This is a genomic window from Acidimicrobiales bacterium, from assembly GCA_035536915.1.
Classification (GTDB): Bacteria; Actinomycetota; Acidimicrobiia; order Acidimicrobiales; family JAHWLA01; genus JAHWLA01.
This window is the reverse complement of sequence record DATLNE010000049.1, coordinates 46,144-67,873: the sequence shown is the minus strand read 5'-3', so window position 1 is coordinate 67,873 and position 21,730 is coordinate 46,144. Positions and strand designations below refer to the sequence as shown.

Sequence of the window (21,730 nt, the reverse complement as noted above, 5' to 3'; positions counted from 1 at the left end):
CGTGAACGCAGTAGGGCACCAGGCCGCCGAGCGCCTGCGGGCATGGTTGGCGGCCAACGTCGAAGGTGTGTGGCCCGACCCCATCGAGGTCGAGGTGCTGGCGGGCGGGGCCTCCAACCTCACGCTGGCCGTGCGCCAAGGCGACGCCGACCTGGTGGTGCGGCGCCCGCCTGTCGACGCCTTCCTCCCGAGCGCCCACGACATGTCGCGGGAGTACCGCTTCTACCGCGCCTTGCACGGCACCGCCGTGCCGGTGCCGCGGGCCTTGGCCTACTGCAACGACGAGTCGGTGCTCGGCGCCCCGTTCTACGTGATGGAACGCCTGGCCGGCATCGTGCCCCACGAGGCCGAGGTGCTGGCCCCGTTCCCGCCCGAGCGCCGCGCCGCGCTGGCGGAGCGCTTCGTGGAGGTGCTCGCCGCCCTCCACGACATCGACCCTGCCGCCGTCGGGCTCGACGGCACCGGCCGCGGCGAGGGCTACCTCGAACGGCAAGTGGCGCGCTGGTGCGACCAGTGGGCGCGCTCGAAGGCCGTCGACGTGCCCGTGGTCGACGAGCTCGGCGCCGCCTTGCGCCCCGCGCTGCCCGCCTCGCCCCCGGCGCGCATCGTGCACGGCGACTACCGGCTCGGCAACGTCTTGGTGGCGGCCCACGACCCCGCCCGCATCCTCGGTGTCCTCGACTGGGAGATGGCCACGGTGGGCGACCCCTTGGCCGACCTGGGCTACACCGTCCTCTACTGGGGCGCGGCTGGTGCGCTCGCCGTGCACCCCAGCCAAGAGGTGGCCGACATGCCGGGGTTCGCCGCCGCCGCCGAGGTGGTCGAGCGCTATGCCGCCCTCACCGGCCGCGACGTCGATGCCGTCGACTTCTACGTGGCGCTGGCCAGCTTCAAGCTGGTGGTGATCCGCCAAGGCCAACTCGCTCGCGAACGCCAGGCGGGGGCGACGGTGCCCGACATCGAACCCGCCTACCAGGCGCTGGCCGAACGGGCGTTGGCGCGACTGCGCCGAGCCGTGCCGTGAACGGGCCCGACCTCCTCGCCCTGTACGGGACGATGGTGCGCATCCGCCGGTTCGAGGAGAGGGTGTCGAAGCTCTACCGCCAAGGCGACATCCCCGGCTTCGTGCACGTGGCCATCGGCCAGGAGGCCACGGCGGCGGGCGCCTGTTGGCCGTTGCGCCGCACCGACATGATCGCCTCCAACCACCGGGGGCACGGGCACTGCATCGCCAAGGGCGTCGACCCCGAGCGCATGTTCGCCGAGTTGTTCGGGCGCGACACGGGCGCCTGTCGCGGGCGCGGCGGGTCGATGCACATCGCCGACCCTGCGCTGGGCATCCTGGGCGCCAACGGCATCGTCGGCGCGGGCTTGCCCATCGCCGTGGGCGGCGGGTTCGCCGGGCAGCTCCGCGGTGACGGTGAGACCACCGTCGCCTTCTTCGGCGACGGGGCGGTGTCGACGGGGGCGTTCCACGAAGCGGTGAACCTGGCCGCCTTGTGGGAGCTGCCCGTGGTGTTCTTGTGCGAGAACAACCACTACGCCGAGTTCTCGCCGTCGTCGGCGCAGCATCGGGTGCCGATCGTGGAACGGGCGGCGGCCTACGGCATCGAGGGGCACGCCGTGGCGGGCAACGACGTGGTGGCCGTGGCCGAGCTCACGGCCACGTTGGTGGAGCGGTGCCGGGCGGGCCAAGGCCCGTTCCTGGTGGAGGCCGAGACCTACCGGTGGCACGGCCACTACGAGGGCGACCCCGAGCGTTACCGCGACGCCGAGGAGGTAGAGGAGTGGCGCGGGCACGACCCGCTGCTGCTGGCCGAGCAGGCGCTGGCCCACCGGCAGGTGCCCGACGACGACGTGCGGGCGACGGCCAAGGCGGCCGAGGCCGACATCGAAGAAGCGTTGGAACGCGCCCTCGGCGCGCCGCGCACCGACCCCGCGTCGCTCTTCGACTTCGTCACCGTGCCGAGGCCGGCGTCTGCTGCCGCGGCCGCCGTCGAGGTGCCCGTGGCCTCCGAGGAGACCTGGCGCACCATGGACGCGCTGCAGGCCGCGCTGGCACACGAGCTGGAGGCCGACCCCACCGTCTTCGTGGCCGGGATCGACGTGGGTGCCGCAGGCAACATCTTCGGCATCACCCGCGGCCTCCACCAACGGTGGCCGGAGCGGGTGCGCGATACGCCCATCGCCGAGACGGCACTGCTCGGCCTCGGCGTGGGCGCGGCCATGGCCGGGCTGCGGCCGGTGGTCGAGGTCATGTACATCGACTTCCTCGGCGTGTGCCTCGACCAACTCCTGAACCAAGCGGCCAAGCTCCACTTCATGACGGGCGGTGCCGCCCGCGTGCCGCTGACCGTGCGCACCCAGTTCGGCGCGGGCCGGTCGTCGGGCAGCCAGCACTCGCAGAGCCTCGAAGCCATGCTCGCCCACATTCCCGGGCTCACCGTCGTCATGCCGTCGACCCCGGCCGACGCCTACGGGTTGTTGCGAGCGTCGATCCGCGACCCCAACCCGGTGGTGTTCATCGAGCACCGACTGCTCTACGGGGCCAAGGGGCCGCGGCCCGCGCCCGACCACCTCGTGCCTCTCGGCGTGGGTGCTGTGGTGCGGCCGGGCCGCGACGTCACCGTGGTGTCGATCTCGCGCATGGTGCACGAGGCCCTGGCGGCGGCCGAAGAACTGGCGGGCGACGGCATCGACGTCGAGGTGCTCGACCTCCGCACCGTGGCCCCGCTCGACCGCGCTCTCGTGTTGGAGTCGGTGGCGCACACCAGCCGGCTGGTGGTGGCCACCGAGGCGGTCAGCGACTTCGGCCTGGGCGCCGAGGTGGCCGCCTTGGTGTCGGGCGAAGCGTTCTGGGACCTCGATGCGCCGATCGAACGAGTGGGCGCAGCGTTCACCCCCGCCCCCTACGCGCCCGAGCTCGAACAGCGTTGGCTGCCGGATCGCCGTTCGATCGCCGATGCCGTCCGCCGGGTGATGTCGGCCTGAGGGAGCCACGGCAGCACGGCCCGATCGGTGCGCCCCCGGCGCCCGGGTCCCCCTCCGGTGTCGGGGGCGCGCCCATCGGGCTGTGACCGTGTCGATGTCCGGAAATGTGCCGGTTTCGGTGGACTCGGCGCACCCTCGGCCGTACCATCGAAGCCGGTCAACGGTGCAGGGCCGTCGAACGAAGCTGGGGGCAGGACCTTGAAGCGACTCACCTTTGCGGCAGCTGCCGCGCTCCTGCTGGCGACCTCGTTCGTCGGCATCGGCACGAGCCCGGCGGCAGGCGACATCGCCAAGCGCAACGCCCGCGGTGAGGCCTTCACCGACGGCCGCTACATCGTCACCTTCACCGACGAACCGGTTGCCAGCTACGACGGGTACGAGCGCGGCTACCCCGCCACCCGGCCGCAGCCAGGGCGCAAGCTCGATGCCGAATCGCCCGCTGCCCGGCGCTGGCAACTGCACCTGGTGGCCAAGCACGACGCCGCATTGGCGTCGGTGGGCGCCACCAAGCTCTACGACTACACCATCACCAACAACGGCGTGGCTGCCGAGTTGACGGCCGCCCAAGCGTCGCGCCTGGCTGCGTCGCCCGGCGTGCTCGCCCTGCACAAGGACGAACTGGCCCAGCCCACCACCACCTCCAGCCCCGAGTTCCTCGGCCTCACCCAGGCCGGCGGCCTGTGGTCGCAGCTGGGCGGGGCGAGCCGGGCCGGTGCCGGCGTGGTCGTCGGCATCATCGACACCGGCATCTGGCCGGAGAGCGCGGCGTTCGCAGGCGGCACCGGCATCCCCGTGCCCGCCGACTGGCGGGGCAAGTGCATGGCGGGCGAGCAGTTCTCGCCGCAGGCGTGCAACGACAAGCTCGTGGGCGCCCGCTACTACGTCGAGGGCTTCGGGCGCCGCTACGTCGCCTTGGAGGACTACCTCTCGCCCCGCGACGGCAACAGCCACGGCACCCACACCGCCTCCACGGCGGCGGGCAACGTGGTCAACGGCGTGACAGTCGACGGCCGCCAGGTCGACGACGGCACCGCCGCGGGCATGGCGCCCGGCGCCAAGGTGGCCGCCTACAAGGTGTGCTGGGAGGGCCGGCCCGGCATGGGCGGCGGCTGCTTCGACTCCGACAGCGTGGCTGCCGTGAACGACGCGGTGGCCGACGGGGTCGACGTCCTCAACTACTCCATCGGCGGCGGGTCGGAGTCCGACGTGCTCGACCCGGTGGAGCAGGCCTTCCGCGCCGCCTCCAACGCGGGCGTCTACGTGGCCGCCTCGGCAGGCAACAGCGGTCCCGGTGCCAGCACCTTCGACCACCCGTCGCCGTGGATCACCACGGTGGCCGCCGCCACCTTCCGCCGGGCCTTCCTGGCCGTCGAGCTGGGCGACGGGCAGCGCTACGTCGGCGCCTCCAACACGAACACGTTGCCCACGCCGACCCAGATCGTCACCTCCCTCGGCGCCAAGCTGGCGAGCGCCTCCGACGGCGACGCCCGGCTGTGCGTGCCGGGCACGCTCGATCCCGCCAAGGTCTCGGGCAAGGTCGTGCAGTGCGACCGCGGCGTCATCGACCGCATCGCCAAGAGCTTCGAGGTGCAGCGCGCAGGCGGCCTCGGCATGGTGATGACCAACACCTCGCCCAACTCCCTCAACGGCGACCTGCACCCGATCCCGTCGGTGCACGTCTCGCACACGGCGCGCCAGCCCGTCCTCGACTACATCACCGCCGCCGGTGCGACAGCCACGGCGAAGATCGTCCCGCTCACCCCGGCCGAAGCGGCCGCGGCCCCGCAGGTGCCGGAGATCGCCGACTTCTCGTCGCGTGGCCCGTCGGTGACAACCGACGGCGACCTGCTCAAGCCCGACATCGCCGCTCCCGGCGTCGACGTGCTGGCCGCGGTGGCGCCGCCGTTCAGCTTCGGCCGCGACTGGGACATGTTCTCGGGCACCTCGATGTCGTCGCCCCACATCGCGGGCATCGGCGCCCTGTTGAAGGCGGCCCACCCCACGTGGCTGCCCTCCGAGGTCAAGTCGGCGATGATGACCTCCACCACCGACACGGTGTCGAGCGGCGACGACTTCTTCGCCCAAGGGGCAGGCTTCGTGCAGCCCAACGGCGCCGTCGACCCCGGCCTCGTCTACCCGACCACGCCGAACGAGTACCGGCGCTTCATGGTGAGCCGCGGCGTGCAGTTCGCACCGCCGTTCGACACGCTTACCCCGCTGTCGGCCTCCGAGCTCAACCTGCCGTCGATCTCCGTCGGCAAGCTGGCGGGCACCGAGACGGTGACCCGGCGGGTGAAGAACGTCGATGACGTGGCGGCCACCTATACGGCCACCGTCGATCTGCCCGGCTTTGATGTCGTGGTGTCGCCCAGCCAGTTCACGCTGGCGCCCGGCGCCGAGCAGCAGTTCACCGTGGCCTTCACCCGCACCGACGCGCCGCTGAACCAGTGGGCCTCCGGCCACCTCACGTGGACCGGCGGCGGCCACGCCGTGCGCAGCCCGATCGCCCTGCAGCCGGTGGTGGTCAGCGCACCCACCGAGGTGCGGGCGCCGGCCGGCAGCAGCGGCAGCATCGACATCGACGTGACTGCGGGCTTCGACGGCACCCTCGACCCCACGCTGCACGGCCTCGTCGGCGTGACGCCCGTGGCCGACAGCGTCACCACCGGCGAGTTCGACTTCGAGAACCCGACGCCCGACGCCGACACCGACCGCTACGTGGTGACGGTGCCCGCGGGCACGCTGGCGGCGCGCTTCTCGCTCGATGCGGTCGACGACACATCCGACCTCGACCTCTTCGTCTACAAGGACGGACAGTTCGTCGACTTGTCGGCGTCCACTGCGGCCGACGAGGAGATCACCCTGCGCTCGCCCGCGCCGGGCACCTACGAGGTCTACGTCAACGGGTTCGCCACGCCGGGCGGCTCCACGTCGTACCGCCTGGCCAACTTCGTGGTCACCCCGGGCGACCTCGCCAACTCCGACATCGCCCCCGACACGGCGTCGGTGACGGTGGGCCGGACGACGACGTTCACGGCGTCGTGGGCGGGCCTCGACCCCGCCCAGCGGTGGCTCGGCGTCGTCACCTACGCGGGCACGACGGCTGGCGGCTCGCCGATGGCGGCCGACACCGTCACCCTGCTCGGCGTGGGCTGAACGCCTGGGCGTCTGCTAAGAACGCCGCAGCCCGTCGCTTCGGAGGAGGCCTTGGCACTCTCATAGGGAGAGTGCTAACGTCCGCCTGCAACACCGTGGAGTGAAAGGGTGAAGATGGCGAAGATCATCGCGTTCGAAGAGCAGGCCCGCCGGTCGCTCGAAGCAGGCATGAACCAACTGGCCGACGCCGTTCGGGTGACCCTCGGCCCCAAGGGCCGCAACGTCGTGTTGGAGAAGAAGTGGGGTGCTCCCACCATCACCAACGACGGCGTGTCGATTGCCAAGGACATCGAGCTCGAGGACCCCTTCGAGCGGCTGGGCGCCGAGCTCGTCAAGGAAGTAGCCAAGAAGACCGACGACGTCGCCGGTGACGGCACCACCACCGCCACCGTGCTGGCCTGGGCCATGGTCCGCGAGGGCCTGCGCAACGTGGCCGCCGGCGCCAACCCGATGAGCCTGAAGAAGGGCATCGAGGCCGCCGTCGAGGCCGCCGTGGCGTCGCTGAAGGACATCAGCCGCGAGACCGAGTCGAAGGACCAGATCGCCCAGGTGGCGGCTATCTCCGCCGCCGACCCCGAGATCGGCGGCCTCATCTCCGAGGCCATCGACAAGGTCGGCAAGGACGGCGTCATCACCGTCGAGGAGTCGCAGACCTTCGGCATGGACATGGACCTCGTCGAGGGCATGCGCTTCGACAAGGGCTACATCTCCCCCTACTTCGTGACCGACCCCGAGCGCATGGAAGCGGTCCTCGAAGACCCCTACATCCTGCTCGTCGGCTCCAAGATCAGCGCCGTGCGCGACCTGCTGCCCGTGCTGGAGAAGGTCATGCAGAGCGGCCGTCCGCTGGCCGTCATCGCCGAGGACATCGAGGGTGAGGCGCTGCCCACCCTGGTGCTCAACAAGCTCAAGGGCACGTTCAAGAGCGTGGCCGTCAAGGCCCCCGGCTTCGGCGAGCGTCGCAAGGCCATGCTGCAGGACATCGCCATCCTCACCGGTGGCCAGGTCATCAGCGAGGAAGTCGGCCTCAAGCTGGAGAACGTGACGATCGACCTGTTGGGCCAAGCCCGCAAGATCGTTGTCACCAAGGACGAGACCACCATCGTCGAGGGCTCGGGCGACGAGTCCGACATCAAGGGCCGCGTCAGCCAGATCAAGGCCGAGATCGACAACACCGACTCCGACTACGACCGGGAGAAGCTCCAGGAGCGCCTGGCCAAGCTGTCGGGCGGCGTGGCCGTCATCAAGGTCGGGGCTGCCACCGAGGTGGAGCTCAAGGAGAAGAAGCACCGCATCGAAGACGCCGTGTCGACCACCAAGGCGGCCGTCGAAGAGGGCGTTGTGCCCGGCGGTGGCGTGGCCCTGCTCCGTTCGCAGGCCCGCATCCTCGACGTGGCCGAGAAGCTCGAAGGCGACGAGGCCACCGGCGCCAAGATCGTGGCCCGAGCCGTCGAGGAGCCGCTGAAGCAGATCGCCACCAACGCCGGCCTCGAGGGCGGCGTGGTGATCGAGAAGGTGCGCAACCTCGAAGGGGCCAACGGCCTCAACGCCGCCACCGGCGAGTACGAGGACCTGTTCGCCGCCGGCGTCATCGACGCCGCCAAGGTGACCCGTTCGGCGCTGCAGAACGCCGCGTCGATCGCGGCCCTGTTCCTCACCACCGAGTGCGTGATCGTCGAGAAGCCCCAGGAGAACGCCCCCGCCATGCCCGGTGGAGGCATGGAGGACTTCTAGTCCGACCACAGGCATGGAGGACTTCTAAGTCCGCCTGTCGCACTCGACCGTTTCGAAAACCCTCTTAGAAGATCTGCTTCGAGAAAGGACAACAGCATCATGAAGCTGCAGCCGCTCGACGACCGCATCGTCGTCCGCCCCAACGAATCCGAGGAGACCACCGCGTCCGGCCTCGTCATCCCCGACACCGCCAAGGAGAAGCCCCAGCAGGGCGAGGTCCTGGCTGTCGGCCCCGGCCGCCGTGCCGATTCGACGGGCGAGATCATCCCCCTCGACGTGAAGGTGGGCGACACCGTCGTCTACAGCAAGTACGGGGGCACCGAGATCACCATCGACGGTGAGGACCTTCTGATCCTCACCGGCCGCGACGTCCTGGCCAAGGTAGGGAAGTAAGTGCCCAAGCAACTCAAGTTCGACGAGAACGCCCGCCGCGGCCTCGAGGCCGGCGTCAACAAGCTGGCCGACGCCGTCAAGGTCACCCTGGGGCCGAAGGGCCGCAACGTGGTCCTCGCCAAGGCCTTCGGTGCGCCGACCATCACCAACGACGGCGTGACCATCGCCCGTGAGGTCGAGCTCGAAGACGCCTTCGAGAACATGGGCGCCCAGTTGGTGAAGGAAGTCGCCACCAAGACCAACGACGTGGCGGGCGACGGCACCACCACCGCCACCGTGCTGGCCCAGGCGCTGGTCCGCGAGGGCCTGCGCAACGTGGCTGCGGGCGCCAACCCGATGTCGCTCAAGAAGGGCATCGAGAAGGCCGTGGCCGCCGCCGTGGAGTCGATCAAGGCCCAGGCCAAGGAGATCGACGACAAGAGCGAGATCGCCCAGGTCGCCTCGATCTCGGCCGCCGACCCTTCGATCGGCGAGGTCTTGGCGGACGCCATCGACCGTGTGGGCAAGGACGGCACCGTCACCGTCGAGGAGTCCAACACCTTCGGGCTCGAGCTCGACTTCACGGAGGGCATGCAGTTCGACAAGGGCTACTTGTCGCCGCACTTCGTGACCGACCCGGAGCGCCAGGAGGCGGTGCTGGAGGATCCGCTGATCCTCATCGCCAACTCCAAGGTGAGCGCCGTGCACGAGCTCATCCCCGTCTTGGAGAAGGTCATGCAGTCGGGTCGCCCGCTGCTGATCATCGCCGAGGACGTGGAGGGCGAGGCACTCCCCGTGCTCATCGTCAACAAGCTCAAGGGCACGTTCACGTCGGTCGCCGTCAAGGCGCCCGGCTTCGGTGAGCGCCGCAAGGCCATGCTGCAGGACATCGCCGTCCTCACCGGTGGCCAGGTCATCTCCGAGGAGATCGGCCTCAAGCTGGAGAACGTGGCCCTCGACATGCTCGGCCGGGCTCGCAAGGTGATCATCACCAAGGACGACACGACCATCGTCGAAGGCGGCGGCGCCGCTGAAGACGTGGCCGGCCGGGTCGCCCAGCTCAAGCGGGAGATCGAGGACACCGACTCCGACTGGGACCGCGAGAAGCTCCAGGAGCGCCTGGCCAAGCTCGCAGGCGGCGTTGCCGTCGTGCGGGTGGGTGCCGCCACCGAGGTGGAGCTCAAGGAGAAGAAGCACCGCATCGAGGACGCCTTGTCGGCCACCCGGGCTGCCATCGAAGAAGGCGTCGTCGCAGGCGGCGGCACCGCGCTCATCCGTAGCCGGGCCGCGGTGACCGAGCTCATCGGCACCCTGGAGGGCGACGAGGCCACCGGTGCGACGATCGTCGCCAAGGCCCTCGAAGAGCCGCTGAAGTGGATCGCCTACAACGCCGGCCTCGAAGGCCCCGTCATGGTCCAGCAGGTGGAGCGCGAGACCGGCAACATCGGCCTCAACGCCGCCACCGGCCAGTTCGAGGACCTGCTCAAGGCGGGCGTCATCGACCCGGCCAAGGTGACCCGCTCGGCCCTGCAGAACGCGGCGTCCATCGCCGCCCTGCTCCTCACCACCGAGGCCGTCGTGGCCGACAAGCCCGAGAAGCCCGGTGCCGGCGGCGGCATGCCGCCCGGCGGCGGCATGGGCGGCATGGGCGGTATGGGGATGATGTAAGGCGTCGTTTTGACGCCCCGTCGTCAGCGTCGTCAGCAGGACCCAAGGGAGGTGGCCCGTGCGGCCACCTCCCTTGTCGCGTTCCTGGACCGCGAGTTGGAGGCCGAGCACGGCCTGCGCTTCGTCGACTTCGACATCCTCGATCGGCTGGCCACCGCGAAAGAGCGGTTGCCGCTGGCCGAACTGTCGAAGCACGTGTCGCTCTCGCGCAGCGGGGTGCGCCTGCGGGTGCGCCTGCTCGACGCCTCAGGCCTCGTCGCCCTCAAGGCAGCCGACCGCCGGGGCGACAGCGCACTCGTCGAGCTCACCGAGGCGGGCGCACGCCGGCACGGCCTCGCCTCGGCCACCGTGGCCCGGGTGGTGGCCGCCGCCACCGAGGGGTGAGCGGCCTTAGGAGGTGAGGGCCACCATGGCGTCGTGCAGCCCGCCCAAGGCCTGGGCCAAGCCGCCCTTGATCTCACCGCGGTCGCCGTGTACCACCGGCATCTGGTCGGGCCGCAATGTCGCCGCCAGCTCCGCCAGCCGGGGGTCGTCGTAGCGCAGGTGGCAGAACGCCAAGGCCACCTCGTAGTCGGCGGCCACCCAGAACGTCGGGTCCTCCACGGTGCCGCGGCCCGTGCGCACGCCGTCGTCGCCGATCACGGCGAACCACGTCAAGGTCTCTTCCCCGGGCCGCAGCAGGTGGGCGGGCGGCGAGGTGAACTCCTCGTACCACGACACCTGCTGCCCCTCGAGGTCGACGCCCGCCACCAGCGAGCGGATGACGCCTTCGGCGCGCGCCACCCACTCCTCACTGCCCAGCTCAACCAGTGCTTCGTCCATGGCCGTCACGCGCTGGGCTCGGACCCGACGACGCTGATGAAGCTGACGCAGCTACCCGGCGCACCGCCGAGGTTGTGGGTGAGGCCGAGGGTGCGGCCCTTGGCCACCGACTCCAGCTTGCGCTGCTCGGGCGCCTCGCCCCGCAGCTGCAGCCAGCACTCGAACAACATGCGCAGGCCGCTGGCCCCGATGGGGTGCCCGAAGCTCTTGAGCCCGCCGTCGGGGTTGACGGGAAGCTCGCCGTCGCGGTCGAACACGCCCGCCAGCACGTCCTTCCAGCCCTGGCCCGGGTCGGAGAAGCCGAGGTCCTCCATGAGGACGAGCTCGGTGGGGGTGAAGCAGTCGTGCACCTCGGCCAGCGCCAGCTGCGAGCGGGGGTCGGTAATGCCCGCCTGGGCGTAGGCGTCCTCGGCGCAGCGAACCACCTCGGTGAAGCTGGTGTAGCCGTAGCCCGGGTCCATCGGCCCGGAGGACGGCCCGGCCACGAACGACAGCGCCTTCACGAACAGGGGCTTGTCGGTGTAGCGGTAGGCGTCCTCGGCCCGCACCACGATGGCGGCGGCCGAGCCGTCGGCCACGCCGGAGCAGTCGTGCACCCCGAGCCAGCCCGCGATGCGGGGGCTGGCCTTCACCTGCTCGACAGAGACCTCTGTCTGGAACTGGGCACGCGGGTTGCGGGCGCCGTTGGCGTGGTTCTTGGAGGCGATGCGGGCCATGACCTCGCGCATCGTCTCCTCGTCGACGCCGTAGCGCTCGGCGTAGGCCGGGGCCAACAGGCTGAACAGGGCAGGGGCGGTGAGGTTGGGGTCGGTGCCGTCGGTGACGGGACCGGGGGCGTAGAGCCCGGAGATGCCGGAGTCCTTGAGCTTCTCCACGCCGATGGCCATGGCCATGTCGTAGGCGCCCGAGGCCACCGCGTAGCAGGCGTTGCGGAACGCCTCACTGCCGGTGGCGCAGAAGTTCTCGTTGCGCGACACCGGCTTGTAGTCGAGCTTCAACGGCTTCGACAGGGTGATGCCCGAGTAGCCCGAGGCCATGGTGCCCAGCCAGTAGGCGTCGATGTCCTCCGGCGGCACCGAGGCCGAGGTCATGGCCTCGTTGGCGGCGTCGATCAGCAGGTCGTCGGTGCTGCGGTCCCAGTGCTCGCGGAAGGGGGTACACCCCATGCCCACGATGGCGACGCGGTCGCGGATGCCGTGCGATCCCATGGTTTCAGCCCTCCATGGCCCGGACCGGCCGGGCCTTCCAGAAGTAGTCGTGGACACCGTCGACGGTGGTGTAGAGCCGGCGGAACGTGAGCTCGACGCGGTTGCCCACGGCGACCGTGTCGGCGTCGACGTCGGTCAGTTCGCACTGCAGGCGGCCACCGCCGTCGAGGTCGACGACGACCAGCACGACGGGCGGTGCCACCGAGTACGCCAGGTGGTCGATGCTGAAGGTGGCGACCGTGCCCGACTCGCCCGCCAGCGAGACCGGGGTCATCTGGTCGGTGGCCTTGCAGTTGAAGCACACCCGCTCGGGCGGCAGGTGGCGCGTGCCGCAGGCCACGCAGGCCGAGCCCACGAAGCCGAACTTCCAGCCCACGCGGCGCAAGGCGGGCGGTGCCGCCGGGCGGTCGGGGTCGGGCCGGCGCGGGGGCTCGCGGCGCAGCATGCCGCGCCACGTCAGGGCGTCCTGGTAGCTGATCGAACGGCCGGGGAGCTGGGCGGCCACCGACACCGCAGGCCGCCGTTCGGCGACGCCGTCGGCCACTCGCAGCACGATGCAGTCGGCGCCGTCGGCCAGGGTGAGGAGCACCACGACGGCGCCGGGTGCCGCCTGTTCGAGCACCGACGCCAGCAGCACGCCGGGGTGGGCGGCGCCGCAGTTGCCGATGGACCCGACCAGGTCGTCGACCAAGGCGTCGGGCCGGGCGCCCGCGCGCTTGAGCACCGTGCGGCCGGCCCGGGCGTGCAACCCGGTGACGATCAGGTGGTCGACGTCGGTGGGCGTGAGCCCGGCTTCCTTGAGGCCGTCGGCCAAGGCCGCTTCGGCCAGCGGCACGTAGGCGGTCTCGCCGAAGCGCTCCTCCCACACCCGTGAGAACGACTCGCCGGGCTTGCGCCAGCGGTCGAGGAACTCGCCCGTGGTGGAACGGTGGGCCAGCAGCTCGGCAGCCAACGGCCCGCTGTCGGCCAGCACGAAGGCGGCCGCGGCGTCGCCGCCGTCGCGTTCGTCGCCCGAGCCGGCGAGGCCCCAGCGGACGTCGGAGAGCACGGCGAGGGCCGGGCGTCCGGCCGCCGCGCTGTCGGCCGCAGCGCGGAAGGCGCCGAGGGCGGAGCGCACCGAGCCCACCGAGTCGTAGGCGGGCACCGCCGGGTCGAGGCCGAGGGCGGCGTGCACTGCCGCCGCGTTCGTACGGTCGGCGTAGCCCGGGTCGGTGGTGGCGAACACCAGGAGCTCGGGCGAGGGAGCGGCCGGGTCGAGCCCGCGGGCCGCCTCGACGCCCATCGACGTGGTGTCCTGGTCGTAGCCCGCCACGGCACGTGAGCCGCGGCCCCCACGCCCGCCGATGGCGGCGGCGATGGTGGCCCGTTCCAGGCGGTACAGCGGCAGGTGGGTCGCCCAGGCGGCGATGCCGACGGTCATCGCCGGCCCCGGCGTGCGGGCTGCAGCTGGTCCATGGACTGGCTCCTCCTGGTCATCGGTTCTCGAACACGGGGGTGCGGCGGGCCCGGAAGGCATCGACGGCCTCGCGGTGGTCCTGCGTGCAGGCGCACACGATCTGCGTCTGGTTCTCCAAGGTGATGGCCGCTTCGAGGTTGGGGGCGTCGAAGTTCGCCGTCATCACCTGCTTGGTCATGCGGATGGCAAAGGGAGCGTTGGCGCAGATGTCGTCGGCGATGGCCAAGGCGGCGTCGAGCACCTCGCCCACGGGGACCACCCGGAGTACGAGGCGCGATGCCAACGCTTCCTCGGCGTCGATCAGCCGGCCGGTCAGCATCATCTCGAAGGCCAACGTGGGGCCGACCACCCGCGGGAGCAGGTAGCTCACGCCCACGTCGCACCCCGAGATCCCCAGCCGCACGAAGGCGGCGTTGAAGCGGGCGGCGGTGTCACACACCCGGGTGTCGGCGGCCAGTGCCATGGCCAGGCCGCCCCCGGCGGCGGGGCCGTTCACCGCGGCGATCACCGGCTGGGGGATCGAACGGATGCGGGCGACCACGGCGGCAAAGGCGGCCTGCACGCCGAGGAGGCCCGGGACGGTGCCGCCGCCCTCGTGGCCGCTGGCCATCGACGCCAAGTCGTGCCCCGAGCAGAAGCCGCGCCCTTCGCCGGTGAGCACGACCACCCGGGTCGACTCGTCGACTGCCACTTCGTCGAGCAGGCTGTGCAACTCGTCGACGAACTCGAGGCTCATGGCGTTGAGCACCTCGGGCCGGTTGAACCGGAACACCGCGACCTCAGGCCGCGGCCGCTCGACCACGACGGTGGTGCGCTCGGCCATCTAACGGACCGCGTCGCGCCAGGGGACGTCGCGGTCGACGCGTGGCTCGGCGGGGAGGCCGAGCATTCGCTCGGCGAGGATGTTGCGCATGATCTCCGAGGTGCCGCCCTCGATGGTGTTGCCACGCGACCGCAGGAAGGCCTTGGCCGGGTCGATGTAGAGGTCGAGCGGCGAGGCGTTCTCGTAGGGGGTGCGCACGAGCATGCCCTCGGCACCGAGCAGGTCGAGCAGCATCGAGCCCAGGCGCTGGTTGAGCTGGGTGGCGGCCAGCTTGGAGATCGACCCCTCCGGTCCCGGGGTGCCCGCCGAGGCGAGCGCCTTGGCCCGCATCGACGTGAGGCGGTTGACCTCGAGGTCGGCGTAGAGCTTGGTGACCTCGGCCCGCAGCCGCTCGCGCTGTGTCGGGCTCACCACCTCCCAGATCTTCAGCAACACCTCTGTGGGCGTGCCCGCCGGGCTCGAGCCCGCGCCGCCCAACAAGACCCGCTCGTTGGCCAAGGTGGTGAGGGCCACCCGCCAGCCCGCCCCCTCTTCGCCCAGGCGCTCGGCCTCGGGCACGACCGCGTCGGTGAGGTACACCTCGTTGAACTCGGCGTCGCCGGTGATCTGGCGCAGCGGCCGCACCTCCACGCCGGGGGCGTGCATGTCGATGACGAAGTACGTCATGCCCTGGTGCTTGGGCACCGACGGGTCGGTGCGGGCCAGGAGCAGGCCGTAGGAGGCGACGTGGGCGAACGAGGTCCACACCTTCTGGCCGGTCACCCGCCACACGTCGCCGTCGCGCACGGCGCGGGTGGCCAGCGAGGCCACGTCGGAGCCGGCGCCGGGCTCACTGAAGAGCTGGCACCACACGTCCTCGCCGGTGAACAGGCGGCGCAGGTAACGGCTGCGCTGGTCGGCCGAGCCGTGGGCCACCAGGGTGGGCGCCGCCATGCCGAAGCCGATGGGGTTGCGTTCGTAGCATGTGGGCGCGCCTGCGTCCCGGAGGCGTTCGGCCACCACCGCCTGCAGTGCGGGGGTGAGGCCGAGGCCGCCGCACCCCTCGGGGAAGTGCACCCAGGCCAGGCCCGCGTCGAACTGGGCGCCGAGGAACGCCTCGGGCTCGGTGGTTGCCGGGGGGAACTGGGCCAGCAGCGCGTCGACCCGCTCGGCCAGCGCGACATCGTCGACGGTCTCCAGAAGGGTCACGGGGAGGACAGTAAGGACCCCCCTCCGCGCCAGACAGTGGGGACTTCCGGGCAGTTAGAGCACTCTCCCTTGGAGGCGGTAACCACCGGGGAAATCCTGCTGGCGACACCGGTCGCGCGCGGGGTCCACTGGGGCGGAGGCCGCGACCGCCGGAGGCGCTGATGTGCTGCGAGGAGCACCACGGGGACGACCTGCCGCGTGTGGTCGCGCAGGCACTGGAGTCGTACCGCGCCCTGCAGGCTGCGCGGGGCTGGGACTGGGGCGAGGAGTGGCGGGGCGGGCCTTCCGCTTATGACAGCCCGCTGTGGTTCCACCACTCGCGGTATGCCGACTGGACCTCGCTGTTCGTCATGACCCTGCGGCTCCAGGCTGAACAGCCCGGCGCCACCTTCCACGAGGCGCTGTGGCGCTTGACCTCGGCCGACCCCCCTGTGGGCCTGGTGGCCGTGGAGCTCACCACCACCGGGCCGTGCATCAACCCGTCGGTGTGGCCCTTCGCCCTCGACGGCCGCACGGTGACGCTCGGCGTGCTGGTGCGCTCCTCGCTCGACCGACCGGTGGACGTGACCGTGGCGGGCACCACGCTGCCCCTCGCATCGGGTGCGGCCGACTTGGTGTTCGTCGACCGCTCGGCGGAGGCACCGACGTTGGTGGTGACGGCCGACGGGCATCAGGCCGAAGCGCAGGTGGTCGAGCCGCGACCCGCAGGGCGGCTGCGGGTGCGGTCGAGCAAGCCGTGCCGGTGGTCGGTGGTCGACGAGCGCGGCGACGGGTGGTTCCCCGACGGCGTGCTGCGCAAGTGGGACGCCCACGGCCGGCCCTACTTCCACGGCGCCGAGGTGGAGCTGGTGGTGCCGGTCGGCTCTCTCGCCGTCAGCGCGGCGCGAGGCATGGAGCACGGCAGGGCCGAGGCCGTGGTCGACGTCGCCGCCGACGACGACACCGCGGCCGTGGTCGAGCTGGAACCTGAGCGGCTCTACGACGCCGCCGCCGAGGGGTGGTTCGGCGGCGACCTCCACGTCCACCTGAACTACAGCGGCGACTACGTGGCCACGCCCGCCGACGTGGCCGCCATGCAGGAGGGCGAGGCCCTGCACGTCTTGCACCTGGTGGCAGGCAACCAGAACACCGCGCTGGTCTACGACCTGGAGGCCTTCGAGCACTGGGCAGGTTCCGACCTCCCGTGGACGAACCCGTCGCAGTTGGCCCGCTGGGGCCTGGAGTACCGCAACGACATGTTCGGCCACATGCACGCCTTCGGCGCCACCGGCGCGCCGAGCCGATACCACTCGGGCCACGCCTGTTCCGACCACCCCGTCGACTGGCCGCCCAACGCCGAGGCGTGCAAGGAGCTACGGGCCCTCGGGGCCACCGTCGGCTACACCCACCCCATCCTCGGCAGCCCCATCACCGCCGAGTCGCCTGCCCCCGCCTTCGCCGTGCCCCGCAGCTGCGAGGCCCGCGAGCTGGTGGCCGACGCCGCCTTGGGGCTGGTCGACTCCGTCGACCTCATCGGCCCCGCCACGACCGACGGCCCCGTCGTGCTCTACCACCGCCTGCTCAACACCGGGCTGCGGCTGGCGGCCACCGCGGGCACCGACACCATGGTCTCCATGGCCCGGGTCGGCCCCTTCTCCAACCCGCCCGGCTGGGCGCGGGTGTACGCCCGGCTCGACGGCGAGTCGCCCACCGCCGAGGGATGGCAGGCCGCGGTGCGAGCGGGCCGCACCTTGGCCACCAACGGCCCGTGGGTGTCGCTGCACGTGGCGGGCGCCGAGCCGGGCACGGTGCTCGACGTGGCTCCGGGCACCGAGCTCGACGTGGTGGCCCGTTGCGTGGGCGTGGGCGCCGAGTGGCTACGCGTCGTCGGCCCCGACGGGGTGCTGGCCGAGGTGGCGGTGACAGGGGAGCGAGCGGAGCTGTCGTTCCCGGTGCGGGTCGACGGCCCTCTGTGGGTCGCCGCCACGGTGGCCGGCAGCGCGCACCCCGGCATCCTCTACGGCGCCGCCTTTGCCCACACCACGCCTGTCTACGTCGACGTGGCGGGCGGCCGCGTGCGCCGGGCTGCCGACGCCCGCTGGTGCCTGGAGTGGCTCGACCGCTTCGAGGAGCTGGCCCGCACCCACGGGCACTTCGACGAGGCGGGCCAGGTCGACGACCTGGTGGCCGTGCTCGACGAAGCCCGCCCCTACTACCGGGCGATCGCTTCCGAGGCCTGAACGGCGACCTCGCGGGCCCAGCCGTAGTCGGCCTTGCCCGCCGGGCCGCGGCGCACGGTGTCGACCCGCACGACCGCCTTGGGCAGCTTGTAGCGGGCCAGCCGCGCCGCCGCGGTGGCGACGAGGTCGGCGTCGGTGGCCGTCGACTCGGGGCGCAGGGCCACCACGGCGACCACCTCTTGGCCCCAGCGCTCGCTGGGCCGGCCCACCACGAGGACGTCGACCACGTCGGGGTGGCAGACGAGCGCTTGCTCCACTTCCTCGGCGAACACCTTCTCGCCACCCGAGTTGATGGTGACCGAGTCGCGGCCCAACAGCTCGATGAGGCCGTCGCCTCGCAGTCGGGCCCGATCGCCGGGCACCACGATGCGCTGCCCGGCCACCACCGGGAAGGTGCGCTCGGTCTTGGCCGCGTCGCCCAGGTATCCCAAGGGGATCGGGCCTCGTCGGGCCAGCCAGCCCACGCCGTCGTGCCCGGGGGAGAGGAACTCGTCGATGGCCTCGTTCACCACGCAGGTGTCGCGCAACGCTGCGAACACGCCCTGCGAGGTGTCGCCGCCCGACTGGCTCACGTGGCTCAACAGGCTGCCGCTCTCCGAGGAGCCCACGGCGTCGGTGATGACCACGTGGGGGAGCAGGTCGAGGAGGCGACGCTTCATCCCCGGGCTCAGCACGGCGCCGCCGCTCATCATCGATGTCAGGGCCGACAGGTCGTAGGAGCCTCGTTCGAGCTCGTCGCACAAGGGCCGGGCGAAGGCGTCGCCCACGATGTTGGTCACCACCACCCGCTCGCGCGCCAACGTGGTCAGCACGTCGGCGGCGTCGAAGCGGTCGACCACGCCCTGGATGACGATGGTGGCGCCGCTGAACAGCCCGAGGAACGCCACCCACTGGGCCGAGCCGTGCATGAGCGGCGGCATGGGCAGCAACGGGGTGGCGGGCAGGGCGGTCATGGTGTCGACCAGGCACTGCATCGACGTCATGTCGGCCACGTAGGCCTCGAGCGCCGGCGCGATGGCGCCCGCGAAGAGCTCGGCCTGCGTCCAGAGCGTGCCCTTGGGCATGCCCGTGGTGCCGCCGGTGTAGATGATGTAGAGGTCGTCGGGGGAGGGCTCGGTGTCGGGCGCCGCGCCCGACCCGGCCGCCAGCACGGCTTCGTAGTCGTAGGCGCCAGGGAGGAGCGGGTTGCCCGAGCCGTCGTCGACCTGGATGAGCAGCGGGCGCCGGCGCAGCCGGTCGACCACGGCAGCCAGCTTGGGTGCGAAGGTGGCGTGGTACACGACCACTGCGGCATCGGCGTCGTCGAGCAGGTACGTCAGCTCGTCCTCGACGTACCAGTAGTTCACGTTGAAGGGCACGGCCCGCGCCGCGTTGGCGCCGAAGGTGGCCTCGATGTACTCGTTGCCGTTGTGGAGGTACAGGGCCACGTGGTCCTGGCCCGACTTCCACCGCTCCAAGGCGTCGCGCTCCTTGTGCAGGGTGACGCCCTGCGACAGGAGGAACTCCGCCAGCCGGTGGGCCCGGTCGAGCACGTCGGCGTAGGTGAGGCGGCGGTCGCGGAAGACGACGCACTCGCGGTCGGGCACCGCGGCCGCGATGGCAGAGAAGAGGCTGTAGTGGTTGAACATGGCGGGTCCGTCCCGATCAGGAGGAAGCCCGAACGGAGTCCTTGCGGGCGGGGACCGGCGGCGGAGCCTCGTGCCACGGGCCCACGCCGTCGGCGGGCGTCGCCACCGGGAAGCCGTCGTTCACTTCGGCCCAGTGGGCGTGGTTCACCTGGTGCAGGGTGAAGCAGGCGGTCAGGGCGTTCTGGAAGCCCATGTTGTCGACCGTCTGGTTGACGCTCTCCTTGATGAGCAGCGCCGTCATCGTGGGCAGGGCGGCGATGCGTTGGGCGAACTCCAGCGTGCGCGCCTCGAGGTCGGCCCGGGGGAAGACCTTGCTGACCATGCCGAGGCGGTAGGCCTCGTCGACGTCGAGGGCGTCGCCGGTGAGCATGAGCTCCTTGGTGCGGCGGGGGCCGATCTCCCAGGGCAGGGCGAAGTACTCGACGCCGCACATGCCCAAGCGGGTGCCGACCACATCGGCGAAGAGGGCATCGTCGGCGGCCACGATGAGGTCACAGCACCACATGAGCATGAGCCCGCCCGCGTACACCGGCCCTTGCACCTGGGCGATGGTGATCTTGCGCAGGTCGCGCCAGCGCCGGGTGTTCTGGAAGAAGTAGTGCCACTCCTGGAGCATGCGGGCCTCGGCGGCCTTCCGGGTGCCCCCGTTTGTGCGGTACGTCTCGTGGCGGGTTTCCTCGGCCAGCTCCGCCATGAACTCCGGCGTGCCCAGGTCGTGGCCCGACGAGAACACGTCGCCTGTGCCGCCGAGGATCACCACCCGCACGTCGTCGTCGCCCTCGGCGCGCAAAAAGGCATCGTTGAGCTCGACCAGCAGGCCGCGGTTCTGGGCGTTGCGGCTGCGGGGCCGGTTGAGCATGATGCGGACGACTCGCCCGTCGTCGAGTGACTCGTAGGTGACGTAGTCGTAGGCGGTCATGGGGGAAACGTACGACGGGGTTGAATCAGGGCAACAGCCATGGAACCCCTGCACCTAACCCGTCGCGGCGTGCTCCGGGCCTCGGTAGCTCCAGCAGTCGCACTGGGCGCCGAAGTAGAGGTCTCGCACCGCGACGACCCCGTCGTGGCGGTCCTTGGTGAAGTGCACGCGGAACGTGCCCACGCCCGGCTGCGGGCCTTGCGACTCGACCACCTGGCGGAGCCCCTCGGCCGTCAGCGACGGCGCCGCCTCCAGGCCTCGCTTGAGGAAGAAGAGCTGTTCGCAGATGGCCTCGTACACGCCTTCGTAGCCGGGCGGGAAGTCGTTGCCCATGCCCGCCTCGACGATGGCCTGGCGGCATGTGGCCTGCGGCCCCGGCCGGGGCGGCTCCACGTTGTTTGTCGCCAGGTCGGTGCCGGGCTTCCACCCGAAGGCGACGGCGTTGACGAGCTGCTCCTTGGGGGCGCCGAGCGTGCGCAGGGCGCCGATGGTGTTCTGGGTGGTGAGGCCGTAGACGGGGTCGTAGTCCTGGTTCTGCGCCGTGGCCATGAAGTTGGCCACCGAGACCTGGCAACTGAAGCAGTTGCCCCACATGATCCGGTCGATGCCCAAGGTCTGGAACCGCAGCACTGTGGTCGACAGGTTCTGGTCGTCGAAGTAGTAGGCCTTCTCGACCACGTTCGCGCCGATGCGGGCCAAGGCGGGCTCCAACACCTGCTCGGAGAGGCGCCGCGCCGTCGGGGTGTCGGTGATGAGGAGGCCGACCTTGGAGCCGGGGGCGAAGAAGCCGCGCCGTTGGAGCTGGGCCACGGTGACCTCTTCGCGACGCTCGCCTCCCATGCCGTCGAGGCGGTACCAGTAGGCGCCCAGCTCGGCCGTGCGTTTCTTGTCCATGATCTCGTCGAGGTTGCCGATCACCGTCGAAATCATCTTCCGCTTGGCGGCACAGGTGTTGAAGATGCCTTCGGAACTGAACAGGGGGAGGGCGGCGAAGGCCTTGGCGTCCTGGGTGAAGGCGTCGCACGTCGACTGCTCGGCCTGGCTCCGGGTCGAGGCCTGGGCTGCCGCGTGCACGGGGTACTCGTGGTAGATCGGGACGATCTTGCGGCCTGCGATGCCGCCGTTCTTGTTCATCCAGTCCACCACCGCCTGGGCCGCTTCCTTGGAGGTGGCCTTGGCCTCGTTCCTCGCCGTCGGCGCGAAGGCGGCGAACAGGGCGGTGATGTCGAGCCAGGTGATACCCACCGTGATGGTGGTGGGGGTGATGCCCGTGCCGGTGGCGAGCCGCCCCCGCTGGGCGGCAGCTTCGGCGGCCTTCTTGGCCGCTTCGGTCGCCGCCGCCGACGCGCCCGGTCCTGCGGTGGCGGTCGGCCCGGTTCCTGCAGGGCCGCTGCCGGCGAAGTCGTCCGCCGGCCCGCCTTCTTGTGTTGTGAGCTCTTCGAGCGCTCGGGGCGACAGCCCGTCGACACCCTTGACGGTCGTCCCGCATGCGGAGACGAGGAGGACAGCAGCAGCGAGGCCCACCCAACAGCGCTTCGTCCTCATG

General features: G+C 71.2%; 16 protein-coding genes. 8 read left to right on the top strand and 8 right to left on the bottom strand.

Annotation, left to right across the window (positions count from 1 at the left end; all coding sequences use genetic code 11):
- Window position 1: 1 nt before the first annotated feature.
- The 7 genes from VM938_15660 to VM938_15630 all read left to right on the top strand — a co-directional run bounded on the left by VM938_15660 (window position 2) and on the right by VM938_15630 (window position 10,305).
- On the top strand, window positions 2–1,024 hold the full coding sequence (locus tag VM938_15660; GenBank protein HVF76473.1) for a phosphotransferase family protein: 1,023 nt from the start codon (window positions 2–4) through the stop codon (window positions 1,022–1,024).
- Entirely contained in the window at window positions 1,021–2,991 is a 1,971-nt protein-coding gene (locus VM938_15655) for a dehydrogenase E1 component subunit alpha/beta (protein HVF76472.1), read from the top strand. Before VM938_15660 ends, VM938_15655 begins: the two co-directional genes overlap by 4 nt.
- Window positions 2,992–3,189: 198 nt before the next feature.
- Entirely contained in the window at window positions 3,190–6,147 is a 2,958-nt protein-coding gene (locus VM938_15650; GenBank protein ID HVF76471.1) for a S8 family serine peptidase, read from the top strand.
- Window positions 6,148–6,261: 114 nt separating this feature from the next.
- Window positions 6,262–7,881 carry a chaperonin GroEL gene (groL, locus tag VM938_15645; protein ID HVF76470.1) on the top strand — a complete coding sequence of 540 codons (1,620 nt, stop codon included), beginning with the start codon at window positions 6,262–6,264 and terminating at the stop codon, window positions 7,879–7,881.
- Between the two features lie 99 nt (window positions 7,882–7,980).
- The gene (groES, locus tag VM938_15640) at window positions 7,981–8,274 is read left to right on the top strand and encodes a co-chaperone GroES (protein ID HVF76469.1); all 294 of its coding nucleotides are present in this window, start codon (window positions 7,981–7,983) and stop codon (window positions 8,272–8,274) included.
- On the top strand, window positions 8,275–9,921 hold the full coding sequence (groL, locus tag VM938_15635; protein HVF76468.1) for a chaperonin GroEL: 1,647 nt from the start codon (window positions 8,275–8,277) through the stop codon (window positions 9,919–9,921).
- A gap of 51 nt (window positions 9,922–9,972) precedes the next feature.
- Window positions 9,973–10,305: a winged helix-turn-helix domain-containing protein gene (locus VM938_15630; protein HVF76467.1), complete on the top strand. Its 333-nt coding sequence runs from the start codon at window positions 9,973–9,975 to the stop codon at window positions 10,303–10,305.
- 6 nt (window positions 10,306–10,311) lie between these two features.
- Here VM938_15630 and VM938_15625 read toward each other — a convergent pair whose 3' ends face one another.
- From VM938_15625 to VM938_15605, 5 genes are read right to left on the bottom strand one after another with little or no spacing between them, the layout of a single operon-like run.
- Entirely contained in the window at window positions 10,312–10,743 is a 432-nt protein-coding gene (locus tag VM938_15625) for a hypothetical protein (protein HVF76466.1), read from the bottom strand.
- A 5-nt stretch (window positions 10,744–10,748) separates the two neighbouring features.
- On the bottom strand, window positions 10,749–11,951 hold the full coding sequence (locus tag VM938_15620; GenBank protein ID HVF76465.1) for an acetyl-CoA acetyltransferase: 1,203 nt from the start codon (window positions 11,949–11,951) through the stop codon (window positions 10,749–10,751).
- A 4-nt stretch (window positions 11,952–11,955) separates the two neighbouring features.
- Window positions 11,956–13,371, bottom strand: a complete 1,416-nt coding sequence (locus VM938_15615; GenBank protein ID HVF76464.1) for an OB-fold domain-containing protein — start codon at window positions 13,369–13,371, stop codon at window positions 11,956–11,958.
- Between the two features lie 52 nt (window positions 13,372–13,423).
- Window positions 13,424–14,230, bottom strand: a complete 807-nt coding sequence (locus VM938_15610; GenBank protein ID HVF76463.1) for an enoyl-CoA hydratase/isomerase family protein — start codon at window positions 14,228–14,230, stop codon at window positions 13,424–13,426.
- A complete protein-coding gene (locus VM938_15605; GenBank protein HVF76462.1) occupies window positions 14,231–15,418 on the bottom strand; it encodes an acyl-CoA dehydrogenase family protein in 1,188 nt (395 codons plus the stop codon).
- 161 nt (window positions 15,419–15,579) lie between these two features.
- Here VM938_15605 and VM938_15600 point away from each other — a divergent pair, with 161 nt between their 5' ends.
- Window positions 15,580–17,637, top strand: a complete 2,058-nt coding sequence (locus tag VM938_15600) for a CehA/McbA family metallohydrolase (GenBank protein HVF76461.1) — start codon at window positions 15,580–15,582, stop codon at window positions 17,635–17,637.
- Here the strand turns inward: VM938_15600 and VM938_15595 are convergent.
- The 3 genes from VM938_15595 to VM938_15585 are packed head-to-tail and all read right to left on the bottom strand — an operon-like array spanning window position 17,610 to window position 21,729.
- On the bottom strand, window positions 17,610–19,265 hold the full coding sequence (locus tag VM938_15595) for an acyl-CoA synthetase (protein HVF76460.1): 1,656 nt from the start codon (window positions 19,263–19,265) through the stop codon (window positions 17,610–17,612). The genes VM938_15600 and VM938_15595 overlap by 28 nt on opposite strands.
- Window positions 19,266–19,281: 16 nt before the next feature.
- Window positions 19,282–20,184, bottom strand: a complete 903-nt coding sequence (locus VM938_15590; protein ID HVF76459.1) for an enoyl-CoA hydratase — start codon at window positions 20,182–20,184, stop codon at window positions 19,282–19,284.
- Window positions 20,185–20,238: 54 nt separating this feature from the next.
- A complete protein-coding gene (locus tag VM938_15585) occupies window positions 20,239–21,729 on the bottom strand; it encodes an ABC transporter substrate-binding protein (protein HVF76458.1) in 1,491 nt (496 codons plus the stop codon).
- Between the last annotated feature and the right edge of the window lies 1 nt (window position 21,730).

Bases quoted from the DNA above. Each gene is read 5' to 3' on its own strand.
- groL (HVF76470.1), top strand. From the start codon at position 6,262: ATGGCGAAGATCATCGCGTTCGAAGAGCAGGCCCGCCGGTCGCTCGAA.
- groES (HVF76469.1), top strand. From the start codon at position 7,981: ATGAAGCTGCAGCCGCTCGACGACCGCATCGTCGTCCGCCCCAACGAA.
- VM938_15625 (HVF76466.1), bottom strand. From the start codon at position 10,743: ATGGACGAAGCACTGGTTGAGCTGGGCAGTGAGGAGTGGGTGGCGCGC.
- VM938_15620 (HVF76465.1), bottom strand. From the start codon at position 11,951: ATGGGATCGCACGGCATCCGCGACCGCGTCGCCATCGTGGGCATGGGG.
- VM938_15615 (HVF76464.1), bottom strand. From the start codon at position 13,371: ATGACCGTCGGCATCGCCGCCTGGGCGACCCACCTGCCGCTGTACCGC.
- VM938_15610 (HVF76463.1), bottom strand. From the start codon at position 14,230: ATGGCCGAGCGCACCACCGTCGTGGTCGAGCGGCCGCGGCCTGAGGTC.
- VM938_15600 (HVF76461.1), top strand. From the start codon at position 15,580: ATGTGCTGCGAGGAGCACCACGGGGACGACCTGCCGCGTGTGGTCGCG.
- VM938_15595 (HVF76460.1), bottom strand. From the start codon at position 19,265: ATGTTCAACCACTACAGCCTCTTCTCTGCCATCGCGGCCGCGGTGCCC.
- VM938_15590 (HVF76459.1), bottom strand. From the start codon at position 20,184: ATGACCGCCTACGACTACGTCACCTACGAGTCACTCGACGACGGGCGA.
- VM938_15585 (HVF76458.1), bottom strand. From the start codon at position 21,729: ATGAGGACGAAGCGCTGTTGGGTGGGCCTCGCTGCTGCTGTCCTCCTC.